General features: G+C 71.1%; 19 protein-coding genes. 8 read left to right on the top strand and 11 right to left on the bottom strand.

Going from position 1 to position 21,674, the window contains the following annotated elements:
- Together AB0B66_RS37450 and pgsA are read right to left on the bottom strand one after the other, a co-directional pair.
- Positions 1 to 945, bottom strand: a complete 945-nt coding sequence (locus AB0B66_RS37450) for a phosphatidylinositol mannoside acyltransferase (RefSeq protein ID WP_360539266.1) — start codon at positions 943 to 945, stop codon at positions 1 to 3.
- 58 nt (positions 946 to 1,003) lie between these two features.
- Positions 1,004 to 1,624: a phosphatidylinositol phosphate synthase gene (pgsA, locus tag AB0B66_RS37445; protein ID WP_360539264.1), complete on the bottom strand. Its 621-nt coding sequence runs from the start codon at positions 1,622 to 1,624 to the stop codon at positions 1,004 to 1,006.
- 137 nt (positions 1,625 to 1,761) lie between these two features.
- On the opposite strand from pgsA, the gene AB0B66_RS37440 reads away from it, so the two are divergent.
- A complete protein-coding gene (locus AB0B66_RS37440; RefSeq protein ID WP_360539262.1) occupies positions 1,762 to 3,924 on the top strand; it encodes an elongation factor G-like protein EF-G2 in 2,163 nt (720 codons plus the stop codon).
- Between the two features lie 131 nt (positions 3,925 to 4,055).
- Here AB0B66_RS37440 and AB0B66_RS37435 read toward each other — a convergent pair whose 3' ends face one another.
- The 5 genes from AB0B66_RS37435 to thrS form a co-directional block, all read right to left on the bottom strand.
- Complete coding sequence (locus AB0B66_RS37435; RefSeq protein WP_360539260.1) at positions 4,056 to 4,847, bottom strand: polysaccharide deacetylase family protein; 792 nt, start codon at positions 4,845 to 4,847, stop codon at positions 4,056 to 4,058.
- 172 nt (positions 4,848 to 5,019) lie between these two features.
- On the bottom strand, positions 5,020 to 5,727 hold the full coding sequence (locus tag AB0B66_RS37430) for a VOC family protein (RefSeq protein ID WP_360539258.1): 708 nt from the start codon (positions 5,725 to 5,727) through the stop codon (positions 5,020 to 5,022).
- A gap of 198 nt (positions 5,728 to 5,925) precedes the next feature.
- Positions 5,926 to 6,426: an HIT domain-containing protein gene (locus tag AB0B66_RS37425; protein WP_360539256.1), complete on the bottom strand. Its 501-nt coding sequence runs from the start codon at positions 6,424 to 6,426 to the stop codon at positions 5,926 to 5,928.
- On the bottom strand, positions 6,423 to 6,899 hold the full coding sequence (locus tag AB0B66_RS37420; protein ID WP_360539254.1) for a GNAT family N-acetyltransferase: 477 nt from the start codon (positions 6,897 to 6,899) through the stop codon (positions 6,423 to 6,425). Before AB0B66_RS37420 ends, AB0B66_RS37425 begins: the two co-directional genes overlap by 4 nt.
- Positions 6,896 to 8,935 carry a threonine--tRNA ligase gene (gene thrS / locus AB0B66_RS37415; RefSeq protein ID WP_360539252.1) on the bottom strand — a complete coding sequence of 680 codons (2,040 nt, stop codon included), beginning with the start codon at positions 8,933 to 8,935 and terminating at the stop codon, positions 6,896 to 6,898. Before thrS ends, AB0B66_RS37420 begins: the two co-directional genes overlap by 4 nt.
- 147 nt (positions 8,936 to 9,082) lie before the next feature.
- Here thrS and AB0B66_RS37410 point away from each other — a divergent pair, with 147 nt between their 5' ends.
- The 3 genes from AB0B66_RS37410 to AB0B66_RS37400 all read left to right on the top strand — a co-directional run bounded on the left by AB0B66_RS37410 (position 9,083) and on the right by AB0B66_RS37400 (position 13,773).
- Positions 9,083 to 10,228 carry a class I SAM-dependent methyltransferase gene (locus AB0B66_RS37410; RefSeq protein ID WP_360539250.1) on the top strand — a complete coding sequence of 382 codons (1,146 nt, stop codon included), beginning with the start codon at positions 9,083 to 9,085 and terminating at the stop codon, positions 10,226 to 10,228.
- 70 nt (positions 10,229 to 10,298) lie between these two features.
- Entirely contained in the window at positions 10,299 to 13,274 is a 2,976-nt protein-coding gene (locus AB0B66_RS37405; protein ID WP_360539248.1) for an EAL domain-containing protein, read from the top strand.
- Between the two features lie 10 nt (positions 13,275 to 13,284).
- Positions 13,285 to 13,773, top strand: a complete 489-nt coding sequence (locus tag AB0B66_RS37400; protein ID WP_360539246.1) for a type II toxin-antitoxin system PemK/MazF family toxin — start codon at positions 13,285 to 13,287, stop codon at positions 13,771 to 13,773.
- 107 nt (positions 13,774 to 13,880) lie between these two features.
- On the opposite strand, the gene AB0B66_RS37395 is transcribed toward AB0B66_RS37400, so the two are convergent.
- From AB0B66_RS37395 to AB0B66_RS37385, 3 genes are all read right to left on the bottom strand, one after another.
- Positions 13,881 to 14,900 (bottom strand): adenosine deaminase, encoded by a 1,020-nt coding sequence (locus AB0B66_RS37395; RefSeq protein ID WP_360539244.1) that lies wholly within the window; start codon positions 14,898 to 14,900, stop codon positions 13,881 to 13,883.
- A 60-nt stretch (positions 14,901 to 14,960) separates the two neighbouring features.
- Positions 14,961 to 15,761: a trans-aconitate 2-methyltransferase gene (locus tag AB0B66_RS37390; protein WP_360539242.1), complete on the bottom strand. Its 801-nt coding sequence runs from the start codon at positions 15,759 to 15,761 to the stop codon at positions 14,961 to 14,963.
- Positions 15,762 to 16,011: 250 nt separating this feature from the next.
- A complete protein-coding gene (locus AB0B66_RS37385) occupies positions 16,012 to 16,215 on the bottom strand; it encodes a cold-shock protein (RefSeq protein ID WP_120320032.1) in 204 nt (67 codons plus the stop codon).
- A gap of 337 nt (positions 16,216 to 16,552) precedes the next feature.
- Here AB0B66_RS37385 and AB0B66_RS37380 point away from each other — a divergent pair, with 337 nt between their 5' ends.
- The 3 genes from AB0B66_RS37380 to AB0B66_RS37370 all read left to right on the top strand — a co-directional run bounded on the left by AB0B66_RS37380 (position 16,553) and on the right by AB0B66_RS37370 (position 19,969).
- Positions 16,553 to 17,899 (top strand): ABC transporter substrate-binding protein, encoded by a 1,347-nt coding sequence (locus tag AB0B66_RS37380; RefSeq protein WP_360539241.1) that lies wholly within the window; start codon positions 16,553 to 16,555, stop codon positions 17,897 to 17,899.
- Positions 17,900 to 17,990: 91 nt separating this feature from the next.
- On the top strand, positions 17,991 to 19,010 hold the full coding sequence (locus AB0B66_RS37375; protein ID WP_360539239.1) for a sugar ABC transporter permease: 1,020 nt from the start codon (positions 17,991 to 17,993) through the stop codon (positions 19,008 to 19,010).
- Positions 19,010 to 19,969: a carbohydrate ABC transporter permease gene (locus AB0B66_RS37370; RefSeq protein WP_360539237.1), complete on the top strand. Its 960-nt coding sequence runs from the start codon at positions 19,010 to 19,012 to the stop codon at positions 19,967 to 19,969. Before AB0B66_RS37375 ends, AB0B66_RS37370 begins: the two co-directional genes overlap by 1 nt.
- A 110-nt stretch (positions 19,970 to 20,079) precedes the next feature.
- Here the strand turns inward: AB0B66_RS37370 and AB0B66_RS37365 are convergent, their stop codons facing one another.
- Complete coding sequence (locus tag AB0B66_RS37365; RefSeq protein ID WP_360539235.1) at positions 20,080 to 20,835, bottom strand: SDR family oxidoreductase; 756 nt, start codon at positions 20,833 to 20,835, stop codon at positions 20,080 to 20,082.
- 193 nt (positions 20,836 to 21,028) lie between these two features.
- On the opposite strand from AB0B66_RS37365, the gene AB0B66_RS37360 reads away from it, so the two are divergent.
- A partial coding sequence (locus AB0B66_RS37360) for a GNAT family N-acetyltransferase (protein WP_360539233.1) occupies positions 21,029 to 21,674 on the top strand: 646 nt, incomplete at its 3' end.

Raw genomic sequence — 21,674 nt, 5'->3', positions numbered from 1 at the left:
TCACTCCTCGGGGTCGGGGACGCCCGCGGCCGTCGCGGCGCGGGCAGCGGCCACGCCCGCGGGCGGTTCCGTCAGCCACAGCTTCTGCAGCATGTGCCAGTCGGCCGGGTGCGCGGCGATGCCCCGGGCCAGGCCGTCGGCGACCTGCTGGGTGAGCAGCCGGACCCGCACGTCCAGCGGGCCGGCGGACGCGTCGGGCACCGGCAGCGGGCCGATCACCCGGCCGCAGGCCAGGTCCGGCTCGTACCACATGTCCACCACGAACAGCGGCGCGCCGGTGCGCAGCGCGAGCATCGCCGGACCGGCCGGCATCCGGGTGCGCCCGCCGAAGAACTCCACCTCGACACCCCGCGCGGACAGGTCCCGGTCGGCCAGCAGCGGCACGACGTGCGCCTGCCCCAGCGCCTTGACCAGCGCGTCGATCGGCGAGCCCTGCCCGCCGACGGTCGGCACGATGGTCATGCCGAGGTTCTCGCGGTACTGCAGGAACCGCCGGTACAGCCCCTCCGGCTTGAGCCGCTCGGCGACGGTGGTCAGCGGCACCCCGTGCGCGGTGACCAGCGCCCCGGCCGCGTCCCAGTTGCCCGCGTGCGGCAGCGCGACGATCGCGCCGGTGCCGGCCTCGTGCGCGCCGATCAGCTTCTCGACGCCGTGCAGCCGGAAGCCGTCGCGCAGCTGCGCCTTCGACTTCGACGGCAGCCGGAACGCCTCCAGCCAGTAGCGGGCATACGAGCGCATCGCGTCGCGGACCAGCTCGTCGGACGGGTCGTGGCCGAGCACGTTGCGCAGGTTGCGGGCCAGCCGCTGCACACTCGGTCCCCGCTTCGCGGCGGCCCGGTCCGCCCCGGCTCGGAACAGCGCCGACGCGGCCGACTCGGGCAGCGCCCGCACCAGCCGCCATCCGGCCGCGTAGCCGAACTCGACCAGCCGTTCGCGCCCGCTCACGCCGTCTCCTCGCTGTGCTCGTCGGCGGCGCGAGTCCTCGCCGACATGGTTCGCTCGCTCACACCGACTCCCCGGCCGACTCCTGCTTGTGCACGTGCCACATGCGCTGCCAGACGGTGAACACCGAACCGGCCGCGAGCAGCCAGAGCGAGGCGGGCAGGCCCCAGGACAGGCCGAAGCCGGCCAGCAGCGCGCCGACGCCGACGATGATCAGGCGCTCGGCGCGCTCGACCAGGCCGACGTGGCAGGACATGCCCAGGCCTTCGGCGCGGGCCTTGACGTACGAGACGACCTGCCCGGTGACCAGGCAGATCAGGGCGGCGGCCAGCGAGGCGCGGTCGCCGGTGCCCGCATACCACCAGGCGATGGCCGCGAAGATGGCACCGTCGGCGATGCGGTCCATGGTCGAGTCCAGCAGCGCGCCGTAGCGGTTGGCGCTGCCGCGGGCGCGGGCCATCGCCCCGTCCATCACGTCGGTGAGGCCGCACACTAAGATGATCACCACGGCGGCGACCCAGTGGCCGCGTGCCGCGAAACCGAACGCGCCCACCAGCACGCCCAGGGTGCCGACCACGGTCACCGCGTTCGGGCTCACCCCCGCGCGCAGCAGGGCCCGGCTGAGGGGATCGAGCAGGCGGGCCGTGCCGGCCTTGCCCACCACGCTGAGGATCTTCGCCATGATGGCGCTAACGATAGCGGGGCGTGTTGGCACGCTCGACAGCGGCGACACGCTGACGCCGGGGTTGTATCCGTACGCCCGATGGGTGTGGGATCGGAAACAATGCAGTAACCGACACGGCAACAGGAGGCGGACAGATGGCGCGCGGCGACAAGGAGAAGGTCTCACAGGCTCCGGCGCAGGTCGCCGAGCAGCCGTCAGACGTGCGCAACGTGGTGGTGGTCGGGCACGCCGGCAGCGGTAAGACGACGCTGGTCGAGGCGCTGCTCGCCGCCACGGGAACCATCGGCCGGGCGGGCTCGGTCACCGAGGGCACCACGGTCACCGACCACGACCCGGCCGCGGTCAAGCAGCAGCGCTCCGTCGCCCTGGCCTGCGCGCCGCTGTCCCACCAGGGCGTGAAGGTGAACCTGCTGGACACCCCCGGCTACGCCGACTTCGTGGGCGAGCTGCGGGCCGGCCTGCGCGCCGCCGACGCGGCCCTGTTCGTGGTCAGCGCCTGGGACGGCATGGACGCCGCCACCGCCACCCTCTGGGAGGAGTGCGCCGCGGTCGGCATGCCGCGGGCCGTGGCGATCACCCGGCTGGACCACCCGAGGGCCGACTTCGACGAGGCCCTCGCCCTGTGCCAGCGGGTCTTCGGCGAGGAGGTGCAGCCGCTGTACCTGCCGATGCACGGCGACGACGGCCACTCCGTCGAGGGCCTGATCGGACTCATCTCGCAGCAGGTCTACGACTACTCCAACGGCTACCCGCCCCAGGTCCGCCAGCCCGACCCGGAGCACCTGCCCGCCATCGAGGAGTCCCGCGGCGAGCTGATCGAGGGCATCATCGCCGAGAGCGAGGACGAGACCCTGATGGACCGGTACCTCGCGGGCGAGGTCATCGACTCCCAGGTGCTCATCGACGACCTGGAGAAGGCCGTCGCGCGCGGCCACTTCCACCCGGCGGTGCCGGTGTGCGCGGAGACCGGCGTCGGCCTGGACGCGCTGCTGGAGCTGCTCACCCGGGCGTTCCCGACCCCGCTGGAGCACCCGCTGCCCGCGGTCACCGGCGTCGACGGCTCGCCGCGCGACGCGCTGGACTGCGACCCGAACGGCCCGCTGGTCGCGGAGGTCGTCAAGACCACCATCGACCCGTACGTCGGCCGGGTCAGCCTGGTCCGGGTCTTCTCCGGCACGCTGCGCCCGGACACCCCGGTGCACATCAGCGGCCACGGCCTGGCCGAGCGCGGCCACCCCGACCACGACGCCGACGAGCGCGTCACCCACATCTACTCCCCGCTCGGCGCGAACCTGCGCGAGGTGGCCAAGTGCGTGGCCGGCGACATCTGCGCCGTCACCAAGTCGACCGCCGCGGAGACCGGCGACACCATCTCCGGCAAGGACAGGCCGCTGCTGGTGGCCCCGTGGCTGATGCCCGAGCCGCTGCTGCCGGTCGCGGTGGTGCCCAAGACCCGCTCCGACGAGGACGCCCTGGCCAAGAACCTGGCCAAGCTGGTCGCCGGCGACCCGACGCTGCGTCTGGAGCGCAACCCGGAGACCCACCAGCTCGTGCTGTGGTGCATGGGCGAGGCGCACGCCGACGTGGTGCTCGACCGGCTGCGCGCGGGCGGCGTCGAACTGTCCACCGAGCCGGCGAAGGTGGCGCTGCGGGAGGCGTTCGCGGCCCCGGCCAGCGGGCAGGGCCGCCACGTCAAGCAGTCCGGTGGGCACGGCCAGTACGCCGTCTGCGCGATCCAGCTGGAGCCGCTGCCCCGCGGCACCGGCATCGAGTTCGTCGACAAGATCGTGGGCGGGGCCATCCCGCACAACTACATCCCCAGCGTCGAGAAGGGCGTACGCGCCCAGGCCGAGAAGGGCATCGTGGCCGGTTACCCCGTGGTCGACTTCCGGGTGACCCTGGTCGACGGCAAGGCGCACAGCGTCGACTCCTCCGACGCGGCGTTCCAGACCGCGGGCAGCATGGCCCTCAAGGACGCCGCCGAGAAGGCGCAGATCACGCTGCTGGAGCCGGTCGACCAGGTGGTCATCACGGTGCCCGACTCCGCGGTCGGCGCGGTGATGAGCGACCTGTCCGGCCGCCGGGGCCGGGTGCTGGGCTCGGAGTCCGACCCGGGCGGCGGCGAGCGCACCCAGGTGCGGGCCGAGGTGCCCGCCGTGGAACTGCTGCGCTACCTGGTGGACCTGCGCTCGATGACGGCCGGCGCGGGCACCTTCACCCGCGAGTTCGCCCGCTACGAGCCCATGCCCGGCCACCTCGCCGACCAGGCCCGCAAGGAGCACACCCCCACCCGCTGACCCGCCCTGTCATCGACGTTGGCCTATCTCATCGAAATCCGTGCCCAGGATTCGACGAGATAGGCCAACGTCGAACAAAAGCGAGGACGGCGACCGGGTGAGCACGGCTCGTGGACGGTGGTCGTGGGGAGTCAGGCGGTGGTGACGGGCTGGCCGGCGGCCATCAGTTCGGAGACGGTGACCAGTTCGAAGCCGCGGTCGCGCAACCCGGTCACGATGCCCTTGAGGTTGTCGATGCAGACCAGCCGGTCGTCGGGGCCGGTGTCGTGGGCGAGGATCACCGCACCGGGGCGGGCCTGCTCAGCGGTGTCGGCGACGATGCCGCCGGGATTCTTCACGAACAGGTTCTCGCGCATCCGCTGCGACCACATGACCACGTCGTAGCCGAACTCCTCGGCCACGGTCAGCGTGCTGCCGCCCAGGTGGCCCCACGGCGGGCGGAGCAGCGTCGGCGGCCGTCCGACGTGCTCGGCGATGGCGTCGTGGCAGCGGCGCAGCTGGTCGCGCACCTTCTTCTCGTCGCGCTGGGCCAGGTCCTTGTGCGCCCAGGTGTGGTTGCCGACCTCGTGGCGGGCGTAGCGCCCCCGGACGAGCGCCGCGTTGCGTTCCAGCCGCTCGCCGACGACGAAGAACGTCGCCTTGGCGTCGAGGGCGTCGAGGGCGTCGAGCACCCGGGGCGTCCAGTCGGGCTCGGGGCCGTCGTCGAAGGTCAGCGCGATCAGCGGCCGCTCGGTGGTGACGTGCCAGAGCACCCGCACCGAGCCCTTGTGCCAGCCCAGCTCGTTGCCGGCCGGGGCGTACCCGCCGTCGAGGGGCAGCCGGTCCGGGCCGAACAGGCCGCGCACCTTCGGCACCGCCACCGCGGCGGCCGCGCCGACGCCGCCCGCGGCGAGCAGGCGCACCAGCTCGCGCCGAGAAACCATGCTGGACCCCCGTCCCCCGTCCCACCGCGCCGAGGGGCCGGGCGGTGCAGACGTGCCGTCTACGCCGATGGTGACGTGCGAAGGCCCCTCCGCGGTTCCCTTTGCACGATCACGTCACACCGAGTGACGGCGCGGCGAGCCCGCGCACCGTGCACGCGGGCTCGCCGGCAGGTCACCAGACCAGGCAGAACGGGTGCCCGGCGGGGTCGGCGTACACCCGCCAGTTGTCGCCCGCACCGGCCAGCCGGGTCGCACCGAGGGCGAGCACCTTCGGCTCGGCCTGCTCGATGTCGGACACCTCGACGTCCAGGTGGTACTGCTGCGGGTGGGCCGGGTCGGGCCACTGCGGGGCGCGGTGCTCGGCGATCTCCTGGAAGATCACCGGCAGCCGGCCCTCGGCGGAGATCATCGCGCCGCCCTCGCCCTCCCAGGTGACCGGCAGGCCGAGCAGCTCGCTGTAGAAGCGGGCAAGCGGACCGGCGGACGTGCAGTCGATCGCGACGTCGGCGAGCGCGGCGCTGTCCACCTCGCCCTGGCAGAGGCAGAACGGGTGCCCCGCGGGGTCGGCGAGCACGGTGAAGGTCTCGCCGCCGCCGGGCAGCCGGGTCGCGCCGAGCTTGACCGCGTGCTCGACCGCCGCGGCCATGTCCGGCACGCGCAGGTCGAGGTGCATCTGCTGCGGGTGCGCCGGGTCGGGCCAGCGCGGCGGCACGTGGTCGGGGGCGTGCTGGAAGCCGAGGCGGGTGCCGTCGGCCGCCTTGAGCGTGATCCATTCGTCGTCGGCGTAGTGCTCGGTCAGGCCGGCCAGCTCGCTGTAGAAAGCGGCCAGGCCCTTGATGTCGGGCGCGTCGAGCACGACGGTGCGCAGGTTGCCAATCATGGCAGCCATCCTTCCGCGAAGGTGTGACACCGGCCGGTTACCCACTCGGCGCGCCGCCGTACCGCCGCCACCGCCACCGCCACCGCCACCGCCATGATCGCCGTTTGTGGCCGGAATCCGGCGTTGGACCTCACCTTTCGACCGGAAACGGCGATCATGGCCGGAACCGAGGCTGCCGCGCGCGACGGCCGCCCCGGATCAGGCCGGCCAGGCCTCGCGGAGCAGGTCGCGGGTGTCGGTGAGCAGCTGCGGCAGGGCCTTGGTGCGGGCGACCACGGGCAGGAAGTTGTTGTCCCCGCCCCACCGCGGAACGACGTGCTGGTGCAGGTGCGCGGCGATCCCCGCGCCCGCCGCGTGGCCCTGGTTGAGCCCGATGTTGAACCCGTGCGCGTTGGAGACCTTGCGGACCACCCGCATCGCCGTCTTGGTGAACTCGGCCAGTTCCGCGGTCTCGGCGTCGTCGAGCTCCGGGTAGTCGTCGATGTGCCGGTACGGGCAGATCAGCAGGTGGCCCGGGTTGTACGGGAACCGGTTGAGCACCGCGTACACGGCCTGCCCGCGGGCGACCACCAGCCCGTCGGGGTCGGACACCGGCGCGACGCAGAACGGGCAGTCGGTGGACTTCGGGCCGCCGCTGACGTACGCCATGCGCCACGGGGTCCAGAGCCGTTCGAGGCCGTCCGGGTCCGGGGAACTCATGCCGACGCCGCCGCGGTGAAGGGCACGTCGGGGCGGCCGATGACCCGGGTGGTCAGCTGCATCCAGCGGTCCGGCTCGGCCAGCGGGGTGAACCCGGCCTCGGCGTAGACGCCGTGCGCGTCGGCGGTCGCCAGGATGATCCGGTACACGCCGAGCGCGAGCACGTCGTCGCGGACCGCCGCCACCGCCCACCGGGCCAGACCCTGTCCCCGGTACGCGGCCTCGATGAACACGTCGCACAGCCATGCGAAGGTGGCCCCGTCGGTGACCACGCGCAGCAGGCCGACCTGCGTCCCGTCCGGGGCGTAGACGCCGTACACGGTGGAGCCGGCCAGGGAGCGCTCGATGACCGCGCGCTCGCGCCCGTTGGCCCAGTAGCTCTCCGTGGCCAGCCACCGCTCGACGGTGTCGAGGTCGAGCCGGGCCGGGTCCGTGTCCAGCACGAACCCGGCCTCGTTCACGCGCTCGCTCACGCCGCCTCGGCGTTCTCCGCCACGGCGGCGGACGGGCCGGTGTTGACGCGCGAGCGCACGATCTCGGTCACGTGGGCGACGGCCTCGTCCAGGCTGACGCCGTTGCGCTGCGAGCCGTCGCGGTAGCGGAAGGACACCGTGCCGTCGGCCAGGTCCTGGTCACCGACGATGGCCATGAACGGGATCTTCTGCTGCTGCGCGGTGCGGATCTTCTTCTGCATGCGCTCGTCGGAGCTGTCGACCTCGGCCCGGATGCCCGCCTTGCGCAGCTTGGCCACGAAGTCGTACAGGTAGGCGGTGTGCCCGGCCTCGTCGTCGCTGCGGATCGGGATGCCGACCACCTGGACCGGGGCCAGCCAGGCCGGGAACGCGCCCGCGTAGTGCTCGGTGAGCACGCCGATGAAGCGCTCGATCGAGCCGAACTTCGCACAGTGGATCATGACCGGCTGCTGGCGGGTGCCGTCGGCGGCCTGGTATTCCAGCTCGAAGCCCTTCGGCTGGTTGAAGTCGTACTGGATGGTCGACATCTGCCAGGTCCGGCCGATGGCGTCCTTGGCCTGCACGGAGATCTTCGGGCCGTAGAACGCCGCGCCGCCCGGGTCCGGCACCAGGGTCAGCCCGGTCTCCAGCGCGCACTGCTCCAGCACCGCGGTGGCCGTGGCCCAGTCCTCCTCCGAGCCGACGAACTTCTCCGGCTTGCTGTCGTCGCGGGTCGACAGCTCCAGGTAGAAGTCCGTGATGCCGAAGTCCTTCAGCAGCCCGAGCACGAAGTCGAGCAGGTGCTTGATCTCGGCGGCCGCCTGCTCCTTGGTGACGTAGGAGTGCGAGTCGTCCTGGGTGAAACCGCGCACCCGGGTCAGGCCGTGGATCACGCCCGACTTCTCGAACCGGTACACCGAGCCGAACTCGAACAGCCGGATCGGCAGCTCACGGTAGGAACGCCCGCGCGACCGGTAGATCAGGTTGTGCATCGGGCAGTTCATGGCCTTGAGGTAGTAGTCGCTGCCCTCCATGTCCATCGGCGGGAACATGGTCTCCTTGTAGTAAGGCAGGTGACCCGAGGTGTGGAAGAGGCCTTCCTTGGTGATGTGCGGCGTGCCGACGTACTGGAAGCCCTCCTCGATGTGGCGCAGGCGGACGTAGTCCTCCATCTCGCGCTTGATCACACCGCCCTTGGGGTGGAAGACCGCCAGGCCCGAGCCGATCTCGTCGGGGAAGCTGAACAGGTCGAGGTCGGTGCCCAGCTTGCGGTGGTCGCGGCGGGCCGCCTCCTCCAGCAGCTTCAGGTAGTCCTTGAGCTGGTCACGGGTCGGCCACGCGGTGCCGTACACCCGCTGCAGCTGGGGGTTCTTCTCCGAACCGCGCCAGTACGCCGCCGCGGAGCGCATCAGCTTGAACGCGCCGATCAGCCGGGTCGACGGCAGGTGCGGGCCCCGGCACAGGTCGCCCCAGCAGCGCTCGCCGGTCTTGGCGTCGAGGTTGTCGTAGATGGTCAGCTCGCCGCCGCCCACCTCCATGACGTCGTCGCCCGCGTCACCCTTGATGTCGACCAGTTCGAGCTTGAACGGCTCGTCCTTCAGCTCGGCCTTGGCCTCGTCGAGCGTCTCGAAGCGGCGCCGGGAGAAACGCTGCCCCGACTTGACGATCTCCTGCATCCGCTTCTCGATCTTGTCGAGGTCGTCCGGGTGGAACGGCTTGGCCACCGAGAAGTCGTAGTAGAAGCCGTTGTCGATCGGCGGCCCGATGCCCAGCTTCGCCTCGGGGAAGATGTCCTGCACCGCCTGGGCGAGCACGTGCGCCGTGGAGTGGCGCAGCACGTCGAGGCCGTCCTTGCTGTCGATGGCGACCGGCTCGACCGCGGTGTCGACCGCGGGAGACCAGTCCAGGTCGCGCAGGCGGCCCTCGGGGTCGCGGACCACCACGATCGCCTTGGGGCCGTGCACCGGCAGGCCGGCCTCGGCGATCGCCTCCGCGCCCGTCGTCCCGGCCCGGACGACGACGGGGTCGGCCTGCGGCGGGCTGATCGAAACGCTCACGGTGATCTCCTCAAGTCCTCTGCTGCGGTTTGTCCGGCTCCGGCCATGCTATCGGGCGCGCCGATCATGCCGGTTACCGGTTCCGGCCGCCTGCGGTTCATCCGCATGCTCCTTTCACCGAGGCTTCGACGGCGTTAGATTGGCGCCATGGCGAGCGCTGACCTGGCAAGGACCCTCGATCGTCGCTATCAGACCTACTTCGCCGACCGCCCGGCGGTGCCGTTCGCGGTCCACGCCGGCGACGGCACGCCGCCCAGCGTCCTGGGCTCCGGCGACCCCGCCTTCACCGTCGTGATCAGCGACCCGCGCGGCGCGAAGGCGCTGGCCGGGCTCGACCAGTTCCAGATCGGCGTGGCCTACCTGCGGGGCTGGCTGGACATCGAGGGCGACCTGATGGCCGCACTCAAGGTGCGCGGCATGTTCCACGACCGGCACCCGATCGCCTGGCTGGCCCGGTTCGCCCCGGCGCTGCGGCTCGGCGGGGCCGAGCACGACCGCCGCGCGATCTCGTCGCACTACGACAACGAGTCCGAGTTCTTCCTGACCTTCATGGATTCCCGGCACCGGTGCTACACCCAGGGCGTGTTCGCCCGCGACGACGAGCCGCTCGAAGACGCGATGACCCGCAAGATGGAGCTGGCCCTCGACGCGCTGCGGGTCTCCCCCGGCGACCACGTCCTGGAGGTCGGCGGCGGCTGGGGCGCGTTCGCCGAGTTCGCCGCCCGGCGCGGGGTGCACGTGACCACGCTGACGCTGGCCGAGGAGTCCGAGCGCTACCTGTCCGACCTGTTCGCCCGCGAGCAGCTGCCCGCCACCGTGGTGCGCCGGCACCTGCTGCGCTACGAGGCCCCACGCCGCTACGACGCGATCGTCAACATGGGCGTGACCGAGCACCTGCCCAACTACGGCGCGACCCTGCGCAAGTACGCCGAGCTGGTCAAGCCGGGCGGGCACGTCTACCTGGACGCGCTGGCGATGCGGGCCAAGCACCGGGTGTCGACGTTCATGAGCCGCTACATCTACCCGGGCAAGTCCTCGCCGCTGGTGCTGCACTCCTACCTGCGCCAGGTGGCGCGCTCGCCGTTCGAGCTGGTCAGCGTCGACGACGACCGGCACAACTACCACCTGACCTGCGCGGAGTGGGCGCGGCGGCTCGACGCGGCCCGCGAGGACGTGGTCCGGCGCTGGGGCGACCCGCTGTACCGGCGGTTCCGGCTGTTCCTGTGGGGCTCGGCGGCCAGCTTCGACACCGGGCTGGTGCAGGCGTACCGCTGGGTGCTGCGGCTGCCCTGAGCAACTCTCGGGGCCACTCTCGGCGACCGTTTCGCCCGGTGCAGACCGTTCTGCGCGGTACCGTCTGAAGGTGACACCAGACCTCACGCTCGGGGTCCTGTCGCCGTTTCTCGGGGGCTGGTACTACGGCGGCGTACTGGCCGGGATCGCGCGCGCCGCGGCGGAGGCGGGCGTGGGGGTCATCGCGATCCAGACCCTCGACGCGGGCACCGAGCACATCGAGGTCACCGAGCCGCCGGAGCTGTCGTACCCGGTGGCCTGGCAGCACGTGTCCGGTTTCGTGATGGTGCTGCAGGCGGTCTCGCCCCGCTACCGCCACTCGATCGAGGAGAGCGGGCGGCCGTTCGTGTCGGTGAGCCACGAACTGCCCGGCCTGACGCATCCGCTGGTGATGCCCGACAACCGGACCGGCGTCACCGAGGCCGTCGACCACCTGGTCGCCCACGGGCACCGCCGGATCGCCTTCGCCGGGCGGCTGGAGACCGACGACATCCGCGAGCGCTACGAGGCGTACCGCGAAGCGCTGGCCGTGCACGGCATCGAGGCCGATCCGGGGCTGCTGTTCACCGCGCCCACCAATCAGATCGACGGTGGCGAGCACGCCGCCGAGCGTATGCTCGCCGCCGGGCTGCCCTCGACCGCGGTGATCGCGGGCACCGACGAGAACGCCACCGGCATCATGCACACGCTGGCCGCGGCGGGGCTGCGGCTGCCCGCCGAGCAGGCCGTGGTGGGCTTCGACGACCTGCGCTCCAGCGCCTACCTCATCCCCCGGCTGACGACCGTGCGCCAGCCGACCGAGATGATCGGGCGAGCCGCCGTCACGACCCTGCTCGGCCTGATCCGCGGCGATCCCGAGCCCCCGGCGCGCATCCTCGTACCCACCTCGCTCATCGTGCGCGAGTCCTGCGGGTGCAGCGGCGACATCGCGTTCCACGCCGACGTCGAGCCGCCCGTGCCGCACCGCCGCCTGGCCGACCTGATCGCCACGACCGTCGCGCCGGTGCACGGCTCACTGTCCCCGGCCGACGCGGCCGATCTCGTGCACGCCGCCGAGACGGTGGCGCGCGCCGTCGAGCCCGTCCCGGCCGACGCGCCCGCGCGGCGGCCCGCCTGCGAGGAGGTCCGCCTGGCGCTGGAGCTGCTGCTGCGGCTGTCCGGGGGGCGTCCGGAGGCGCTGTACGAGATCGCGCAGTTGATCCGCGACTACGGCCGGCCGGCCAACGGGGTGCTGCTCATCCTCATGGAGATGCGCGGCCGGACCCTGTTTCGGGACAGCTCCCTGCTGCGCGAGACGCTGAGCGCGCAGTACGAGGTCGGCATGGAGCTGCTGCGCGGGCACCGGGAGCCGGCCCGGCTGGAGTGGATGCGCCGCACCTGGGTCCGGGGCGGCTGCCTCGGGCTGTGGGCCGGCGGGCTGCCGCCCTCGCTGGCCGACGCCACCCTGGAGATCACCGGCCGGTTCCTGCCCGGCGAACCGCCCTCGTCCGAGCCGTCGGTGGCGGTCAGCGCGTTCCCGCCGCTGCGGCTGCGGGAGCTGGCCGACCCCGCGGCCAACCTGATCGTCTTCGTGGTGCCCGTCAAGGGAGGGGCCAGCGACTGGGGCTTCCTGGCCGTGGTGGACTCGGTGTCCACCGGCGGCGCGACCGGGCGGGAGCCGTTCAACCAGTGGGCCGCACTGCTGGCGGTGGCACTGGACCGGCAGGCGCTGCTGAAGGAGTCGCTGCGGCAGAAGGAGCAGCTGCGCATCGCGGCCCTGTATGACGAGCTGACCGGCCTGCCCAACCGCTCGCTGTTCCTGGACCGGCTGCGCCAGGCGATCCGGCAGTCGCGGCGACGCACCGGCCGGCCGTTCGGCGTGCTGTTCCTGGACCTGGACGGGTTCAAGGTGGTCAACGACAGCCTCGGCCACTCGGCCGGGGACCGGCTGCTCAAGCAGGTCGCCAAACGCATCAAGTCGACCCTGCGCGAGTCGGACACGGTCGCCCGGTTCGGCGGTGACGAGTTCCTGGTGCTGCTCGACGACGTGACCGCACCGCACACCCCCGCCCAGGTCGCCGAGCGCCTGCACGGGGTGCTCACCCAGCCGTTCCAGCTGCACGGCCAGGACGTGGTGGTGACCGCCAGCATCGGCATCACGATGAGCAGCCGCCGCTACAGCAACGCCGAGGACCTGCTGCGCGACGCCGACATCGCGATGTACTCGGCCAAGTCCCGGCACAAGGGCCGCCACGCCGTCTTCGACGTGGCCATGCACGCCAAGGCGGTGACCCGGCTGCAGATCGAGACCGAGCTGCGCCAGGCCCTCGACAACGGCGAGTTCGAGGTGCACTACCAGCCGATCGTGGCGCTGCGCTCGGGCCGCACCAAGGGCTTCGAGGCGCTCATCCGCTGGCGTCACCCGCTGCGCGGGCTGCTGGCGCCGGCCGCGTTCATGCCGGTCGCCGAGGAGACCGGCCTGGTCATCCCCATCGGTAGGTGGGTCGTCGACGAATGCTGCCGCCAGCTCGCCACCTGGTACGCCGCCGGGGTCGCCACGCCCGGCTTGTCCGTCGCCGTCAACGTGTCCAACCGCCAGTTCTGGAGCGGTAACGTCATCGACGACATCACCGGTTCGTTGGACCGGCACCAGCCCCCGGCGGGCAGCCTCGCCGTGGAGATCACCGAGGGCGTGGTGATGGAGAACGTCGGCCCGGCCCGCGACATCCTGGACACCCTGCACGATCTGGGCTGCCAGCTGCACATCGACGACTTCGGCACCGGATACTCCTCATTGGAGGCGCTGCACCGGCTGCCCATCGACGCGCTGAAGATCGACCGGTCGTTCGTCTGGCAGATCGACACCGACCGGCGCAGCGGCGAGCTGGTGCGCACCATCGTCCTGATGGGACGCAACCTGTCGCTCGACCTCATCGCCGAGGGCATCGAGACACCCGAGCAGCGCGACTTCCTGATCCGCCTGGGCTGCGGGTACGGGCAGGGCTTCCTGTTCTCCCGGCCGGTGCCCGCCGACGTGGCCTGCACCCTGCTCGGCGAGCCCGCCTAGACTGCCGATCATGTGGCTGTTCCTGACCCTGTTCTCGGTCACCGTACTGGCGCTCGCGATCTGGTGGCGGTGGCGCAAGACGTCGCGCCCGGCGGCCGGTCCCACCCGCCCGGCGGGCAAGCGCCCCACCGGCAAGCGGCCACCGGGGCGGCCCACCGCGCCGAAGAAGACGCCGGTGCCCGCCGGCGGGCCGCAGCCCGGGGAGATCTGGTGGGCCGACGTGCCCTACGAGGACGGCACCGGGTCGAAGGTGCGGCCGTGCGTGGTGCTGCGGGTCAAGCGCGGGGCGTTCGAGATCCTGAAGATCACCAGCCAGGACCAGAGCCACCGCAGCGACCACATCGAGATCCCCACCAAGGGCTGGGACGCCGACGCGGACCACAACAGCTTCCTGGATCTCAGCGACCCGATCACGGTCATGACGGATGCCTTCTCCAACCGCGCGGGCACCCTCGACCCCGCCACCTGGCGCAAGGTCAGAGCCCTGCACCAGGTGTGACGCACCCGCCTTTACATTGACGTTGGCCTATTACATCGACTTTGATCTCGTCTCAGTCGATGTAATAGGCCAACGTCCATTAAAAGACGGGGCGGGGCAGGGCTGGATCAGGCCGTGTAGGCGTCGATCTCGGCGAGCAGGGTGGACTTGACCTGGTCGGACGCGAAGGAGTGGCGCACGCCCTGGCGGGCCAGTTCGGCCACGCCCGCGGCGTCGAGGTCGAGCAGCCGGGCGGCGACCAGGTACTCGTTGTTCAGCGTGGTGCCGAACATCGGCGGGTCGTCGGAGTTGATGCTGACCGGCACGCCCGCGGCCACGATCGCGGCGAGCGGGTGCTCGGCCAGGTCCGCCACCGCCCGGGTGCGCAGGTTCGAGGTCGGGCACACCTCCAGCGGGATGCCGTGCTCGCCGAGGTACGCCAGCAGCTCGGGGTCCTGCGCGGCGTGGATGCCGTGGCCGATGCGCTCCGCGCCGAGTTCGCGGATCGCGTCCCAGACGGTCTGCGCGCCGGTGGTCTCCCCCGCGTGCGGGACGCTGCGCAGCCCGGCCGCGCGGGCCTGGTCGAAGTACGGCTTGAACTGCGGCCGGGGCACGCCGATCTCGGGGCCGCCGAGGCCGAAGCTGATCAGGCCGTCCGGACGCCGGTCGAGCGCGATGCGCAGGGTCTGCTCGGCCGAGGCCAGGCCGGCCTCGCCGGGGATGTCGAAGCACCACCGCAGCACCAGGCCGAGTTCCTTCTCGGCCGCGATCCGCGCGTCCTCGATGGCCTCGCAGAACGCCTCGGCCGGGATGCCCCGGTTGACGCTGGAGTACGGCGTCACGGTCAGCTCGGCGTAGCGCACCTGCTGCGCGGCCAGGTCCTGGGCGACGCCGTAGGTCAGCGTGCGCACGTCCTCGGCGTCGCGGATCAGGTCCACCACACTCAGGTAGACCTCGATGAAGTGCGCGAAGTCGGTGAAGGTGAAGTACTCGGCGAGCAGGGCGGGATCGGCCGGGACCGGACTGCGGCCCTCGTGCCGGGCGGCCAGCTCGGCCACGATGCGCGGGGAGGCCGAACCCACGTGGTGCACGTGCAGCTCGGCCTTGGGCAGCCCCGCCACGAAACTCGCAAGATCGTCCTTAGCCATGCCGGAACCATACCTTCCTGCGCCCGCCCGACAGCCCCGCGGCCGACGCGGCACCCCGGGTCAGCCGGTCGTGGCGACCCGGTGGCCGACCGCGAAGACGCGGCGGAACGGGAAGTCGACCACGCCGCCGTCGGCCGGGTAGGCCGCGGCGAGCAGCGGCTCCAGCTCGGCGTTGTACTCCTCCCATGCGCCGGGTTCGCCGGCCAGCGCGGCCCGCACCGGACGCAGCGCGGTGCCGGTGAGCCAGGTGAGCACCGGATGCGGGCCGCCGGTGACGGGCAGCTGGTGCACGTACGTGGTCTCCCAGGTGTCGGCCGTGCAGCCGGCGGCGCGCAGCAGTCCGGCGTACGCCTGCGGGCCGGGCACCGAGCGCGGCTGCTCGGCGATCTGGCCGAGCAGCGCCGACCAACGTGATGATGCACACAGCCCACGCAGCGCCTGATGGGCGGGGGCGTCGTGGTTGCCGGGGACCTGCAGCGCGAGCCAGCCGCCCGGACGCAGCGCCCGCGCCCACCGGCCGACCAGCTCCTCCTGGCCGGGCACCCACTGCAGGACCGCGTTGGTGACGAGCACGTCCACCTCCGGTCCCGGCAGGTAGTCCCGCACGTCACCGACCCGGTAGGCCACCGGCCCGGGTCCGCCCTGGTCCGCCAGCGCCTTCTCGATCATCTCCGGCGACGAGTCGATGCCGCTGACCTGCGCCTGCGGCCATCGCGCGGCGAGCGTCGCGGTGAGGTTGCCAGGCCCGCAGCCCAGGTCGACGACCTGCGACGGCCGCTCGGCCGCCACCCGGGCCACCAGGTCGTGGAACGGCCGACCGCGATCGTCGGCGAAGCGCAGGTAGGTCTCGGGGTTCCACATGACGGGCCTCCAGCTCGCAAACCGTACGTACGTCTTGGTTTGACGGTAGCGCGCCACCCGGAGATTCCGCAAGCAGGTCCGCCGAACAGCATCGAGCCCCGCATACAGGGCATGATGCGGGGCTCGATGGGCTTTCCGCCGGGCTGACGCCACACGACGGAACGACGAACGGGCCGGTGCAGCACCGGCCCGTTCAGGTCAGACGAGCGCCGCCGGAGCACGTGGCTCCGGTGGCGTCACCTTGGGAAGATCAGAGCGGGCGAACCGCGTCGGCCTGCGGGCCCTTGGCGCCCTGGACGATCTCGAACTCGACGCGCTGGTTCTCCTCGAGGCTGCGGAAGCCGCTGGCCTGGATCGCGGAGAAGTGCACGAAGACGTCAGCGCCACCACCGTCGACGGAGATGAAGCCGAAGCCCTTGTCGGCGTTGAACCACTTAACGGTTCCCTGAGCCATTTTCACCATTTCCTTGCACAAACTGAACCGCGCCGCACACCTCGTGCGGGGGCTGGCCACTGAGTAGCGGCAACCGGCGGTCCTCACTTCTCAGGGAGGGCAACGCGAGCAGACCACTTACACAAAAACCAGGGGCCAGTGTAGCCCACAACACGAAGCCGTGGGGAACCGGATGATCGTCATTACAGGTTCCGGGGTGGTTTCCGAATCGTTACGAACCTTACTGTTGTCAGCGCTGGACAGTTCGAGACCGAAAGCGCTTGCATGGCTTGCGTCACCTTGCGGTAGTCCGGTACCACGGGGCTGCGCTCCGACAAGCTCACGAGGAGGAAACTCCATGGCATCCCACAGACAGCGGCGTCTGCTCGCCTTCTCCGGTGCGGTCGTTCTGGCTCTCACCGTCGCGGCCTGCGGCGGCAAGTCAGAACCCACTTCCGAGGGCAAGCTCGACACCCCCGAATGCGCCGCCTACAAGGACTACACCGGCATCTCCGGTGAGACCGTCACCATCTACGCGTCCATCCGTGACGCCGAAGCGGTCCTGCTGGAGAAGTCCTGGAAGCCGTTCGCCGACTGCACCGGCGTGAAGATCGAGTACGAGGGCAGCGGCGAGTTCGAGGCGCAGCTGAAGGTCCGCGTCGAGGGCGGCGACGCGCCCGACCTGGCCTTCATCCCGCAGCCGGGTCTGCTGGAGTTCTTCGCCAAGGGCGGCAAGCTCAAGGCTGCCGGCGAGAAGACCAAGGCCATGGCCACCCAGAACTTCTCCCCCGACTGGCTCAAGTACGGCACCGTCAACGGCACCCTGTACGGCGCCCCGCTGGGCGCCAACGTGAAGTCGTTCGTGTGGTACTCGCCGGCCCTGTTCAAGGAGAAGGGCTGGACCGTCCCGAAGACGTGGGACGAGATGATCAAGCTGAGCGACACGATGGCCGCCGCCGGCGTCAAGCCGTGGTGCGCGGGCATCGGCTCCGGTGACGCGACCGGCTGGCCGGCCACCGACTGGATCGAGGACGTGCTGCTGCGCGACCAGGGCCCGGACGTGTACGACCAGTGGGTCACCCACGCCATCCCGTTCAACGACCCGAAGATCGTCTCGGCGACCGACCGGGTGGGCTCGATCCTGAAGAACGAGAAGTACGTCAACGGCGGCATCGGCGGCGTGAAGTCCATCGCCACCACCACCTTCCAGGACGGCGGCCTGCCGGTCGTCCAGAAGAAGTGCGGCATGCACCGCCAGGCCTCGTTCTACGCCAACCAGTGGCCGCAGGGCACGAAGGTGGCCGAGGACGGCGACGCGTTCGCCTTCTACCTGCCGCCGATCGACCCGGCCAAGGGCAAGCCGGTGCTGGGCGGCGGCGAGTTCGTCGGCGCGTTCACCGACACCCCGGCCGTGCAGGCGGTGCAGACCTACCTGGCCAGCGCCGACTGGGCCAACAGCCGCGCCAAGCTGAACAACTGGATCTCCGCCAACAAGGGTCTGGACGTGGCGAACGTGGCCAACCCGATCGACAAGGTGGCGGTCGGCATCCTGCAGGACAGCGGCGCGGTCTTCCGTTTCGACGGCTCGGACCTGATGCCCGCCGCCGTCGGCGCGAACTCCTTCTGGAAGGGCATGACCAACTGGATCAACGGCACCGACACCAAGGCCACCCTCGACTTCATCGAGGGCACCTGGCCCAAGTGAGCCGGTAGTTGATCTATCTACGCCGTGTGGGTCCCGGTTCGGGGCTCACACGGCGTAGTCTTCCTCCCGACCGGTCCCCGAGGAGACACGCGTGAACTTCGACTTCACCGCCGAAGCCCCGAAGTTGATGATGCTGCTGTATGGCGTCATCGCCTTCGCCGCTGTGGTGGGCCTGTTGCTGCTGGTGCTGGACGTGCTGCCGGCGCGCAAGGACCGGTGGATCGCGCTGGGGCTGCTCGCCCCGGCCGGGCTGCTGCTGACGGTCGGGCTGGTCGTGCCGGCCGTCCGGACCGTCATCCTGTCCTTCATGAACGCGGGCTCCGACGAGTTCGTGGGCCTGGACAACTTCCTCTGGATCTTCACGGACAAGAACTCGGGGATGCTGCCCGACTTCGGCGCCACCCCCGTGCAGTACGGCGTGCTGCTGAGCACCCTGCTCTGGGTGCTGCTGGTGCCCACCGTCTCCACCGCCGTGGGCCTGGTCTACGCGGTCATGGTGGACCGGTCCCGGTTCGAGTCGCTGGCCAAGTCGCTGGTCTTCATGCCGATGGCCATCTCGTTCGTCGGCGCGGGCATCATCTGGAAGTTCGTCTACGAGTACCGCCAGGAGGGCGCCGACCAGATCGGCCTGCTCAACCAGCTCGTCGTCGCGATGGGCGGCACGCCGCAGCAGTGGCTGCTGGACGGGCCCTGGAACACACTGTTCCTGATCGTGGTGCTGGTCTGGATCCAGGCCGGCTTCGCCATGGTGGTGCTCTCGGCGGCGATCAAGGCGATCCCCGCCGACATCGTCGAGGCCGCCCGCATCGACGGCGTGACGCCGGGGCAGATGTTCTGGCGCGTCACCATCCCGAGCATCCGCCCGGCCCTGGTCGTCGTGCTGGTCACCATCTCCATCGGCACCCTGAAGGTCTTCGACATCGTGCGCACCATGACCGGCGGCCAGTTCGGCACCAGCGTGGTCGCCAACGAGATGTACACGTACTCGTTCCGGGCCGATGAGAAGGGCAAGGGCGCCGCGCTGGCGGTGCTGCTGTTCCTGTTCGTCATCCCCATCGTGATCTACCAGGTGCGCCTGATGCGCCGCCGTCGGCTGGAGGGGGCTCGCTGATGAGCACTGGCACCGAGACCGTTCTCGCCGCACCCGACGCCGAGGTTCCGCCCACCGTGGCGGGGCGGGTGCGCAAGAAGCTGACCAGCCGTACCGCCAGCGCCGTCTCGCTGGTGATCGCGCTGCTGTGGACCGTGCCCACGCTCGGGGTGCTGATCTCGTCGATCCGCCCGGAGAACGAGATCAAGTCCAACGGCTGGTGGAACTTCTTCAGCAATCCCCAGTTCACCCTGGAGAACTACGAGCAGGTGCTGTTCGGCTCCCGGTCCGCCTCCGGCGGGCTGGCCGGCTACTTCGTCAACTCGCTGGTCATCACGATCCCGTCGGTGCTGTTCCCGCTGGCGTTCTGCGCGCTGGCCGCGTACGCCCTGGCGTGGACCCGGTTCCGCGGCCGCGACTGGGTGTACATCGGCATCTTCGCCCTGCAGATCGTGCCGCTGCAGATGGCGCTGATCCCGCTGCTGTCGTTCTTCAACTACGGCGTCTCGCTGGGCGGAGTGCAGCTGCTGCCCGCCTGGGACCTCGACGGCCCGGCCAAGTTCATCACGGTCTGGTTCGCCCACACCTGCTTCGCCCTGCCGCTGGGCATCTTCCTGCTGCACAACTTCATGGCGGAGCTGCCCGGCGACCTGGTCGAGGCGGCCAAGGTGGACGGCGCGACGCACGCCAAGATCTTCCGCTCGATCATCCTGCCGCTGATCGTGCCCGCGCTGGCCTCGTTCGCCATCTTCCAGTTCCTGTGGGTCTGGAACGACCTGCTGGTGGCTCTGATCTTCGCGGGCGGCCCGAAGAACGCCCCGCTCACGGTGCGCCTGGCCGAACTGGCGGGCAACCGCGGCAACGAATGGCAACGCCTCACCGCCGCCGCCTTCGTCTCGATCATCGTTCCGCTGACGGTCTTCCTCTCCCTGCAGCGCTACTTCGTCCGCGGCCTGCTCGCCGGCAGCGTCAAGGGCTGAAACCTCAGGAAGGGCACCTTCACAACGCTCCGCGTTGTAGAAGGTGCCCTTCCTGACATCTGCCGCGCGTGACCAGGCCGGATGCCGGCGAAGCCGGAGCAGGTGCGCGGTCAGCGGCCGAGCACCGAGCCGCCGTTGACGTTGATGATCTGACCGGTCACGTAGCCGCCCGACTCCCCCGCCAGCCAGCACACCGCGTCCGCGATGTCCTGCGGCCGGCCGGGCCGGCCGACCAGGGTCTGCGCCACCCGCGCGGCGTGGCCCTGCGGCGTCATCCGGCCGGCGAAGAACTCCGTCTCGGCGATGTAACCGGGTGAGACCACGTTGGCGGTCACGCCGTCCGGCCCCAACTGCGCCGCGAGGTCCAACACCCAGCCGTGCAGCGCGGCCTTGGCCGCCGAGTACGGCCCGCCGCCGCCGCGCTGGGCCGCGATCGAGCTCAGCAGCACCACCCGGCCGCCGGGGCGGCGCAGCAGCGGCAGCAGCGCCTCGGTGAGCAGCACGGCGGTGAGCACGTTGGCCTCGAAGGTGGCCTGCCACTGATCGGCCACCGCGGTCAGCCCGTCGCCGTCGCGGCCGACGTACCCGCCCGCGTTGTTGACCAGCACGTCCACGGCCTGCCCCGCCAGCGTCTCGGCGACACGTCCGGCCCCCGCCGGCTCGCTGAGATCTGCGGCGACCACCGTCACCGCCGCCCCGGTCGCCGAGCGGATGCCTGCCGCGGCCCGTTCGAGCATGTCCGGTCGCCGTCCGATCGCGACGATGTCGTGTCCCCGCTCCGCCAGCGCCAGCGCGGTCGCCGACCCGATCCCGGTCCCCGCCCCGCTGACCACCGCCAGCGGCCTGTTCTCCCCATGATCAGTCATGCGGCGACCCTACCGGCAGGAACGTCACCGCACCGGGCCCGCGCCTCACCCCTCGCCGCCGACCCACCCCCGCGCGTCGGCCCGCCCGTTTCCGGGAAACCGCACCAATCACCTCCCGGATTCGCCCACTTTCCCGGAAACTGCAGATGATCACACGTGGCAGGCGGGCGGGAGATGCGGCAGGATGCCGGACGTGAAGGACATTCGCGTCGCCGTACCGGCTGATCTGCCGGCCCTGTCCACCACCCTGGCCGAGGCTTTCGGCGACGACCCGGTGTGGTGCTGGATGGTCCCGCCGCGCGGCCGGCGCGCCCGGCTGGAGCGCATCTTCGGGGCCCTGCTGCGGTATGCGATCCCGCGCGGCCACGTATACACCGTCGCCGACCGGCAGGCGGTCACCATGTGGGCCCCGCCGCACGAGTGGAAACTGCCCACACCCGCGGTCGTCCGGGCGGCCCTGCCGCTGCTGCGCGCCACCGGCGCCCGGCTGCCCCGGCTGCTGGGCCGGATGGGTGAGATCGACCGCCTGCACGAGCAGCAGCCCGCCGAGCACTGGTATCTGGAGTTCATCGGCACCACCGTCGCCGCGCGCGGGACCGGCCTGGGCTCGGCGCTGCTGGCGGACGCGCTGACCCGGTTCGACGCCGCCGGGCTGCCGGTCTACCTGGAGTCGTCCAACGAACGCAATCTGAGTTTCTACCGGCGCCACGGCTTCACCGTGACCGGGCAGCCGCCGATGCGCTTGTGTCGTCATCGAGCAGGCCGCCGATCCATGCTTGGTGCATGGCGCAGATCGAGCGGACGAGTTGCCGGTCGACGGCGTCGCGGGTGGCGCCGGC

This window comes from Catellatospora sp. NPDC049111, assembly GCF_040648615.1.
In the GTDB taxonomy this organism is placed as follows: domain Bacteria; phylum Actinomycetota; class Actinomycetes; order Mycobacteriales; family Micromonosporaceae; genus Catellatospora; species Catellatospora aurea.
Note: the sequence above shows the minus strand (reverse complement) of the source record. Positions and strands in the feature narration are given on the sequence as shown.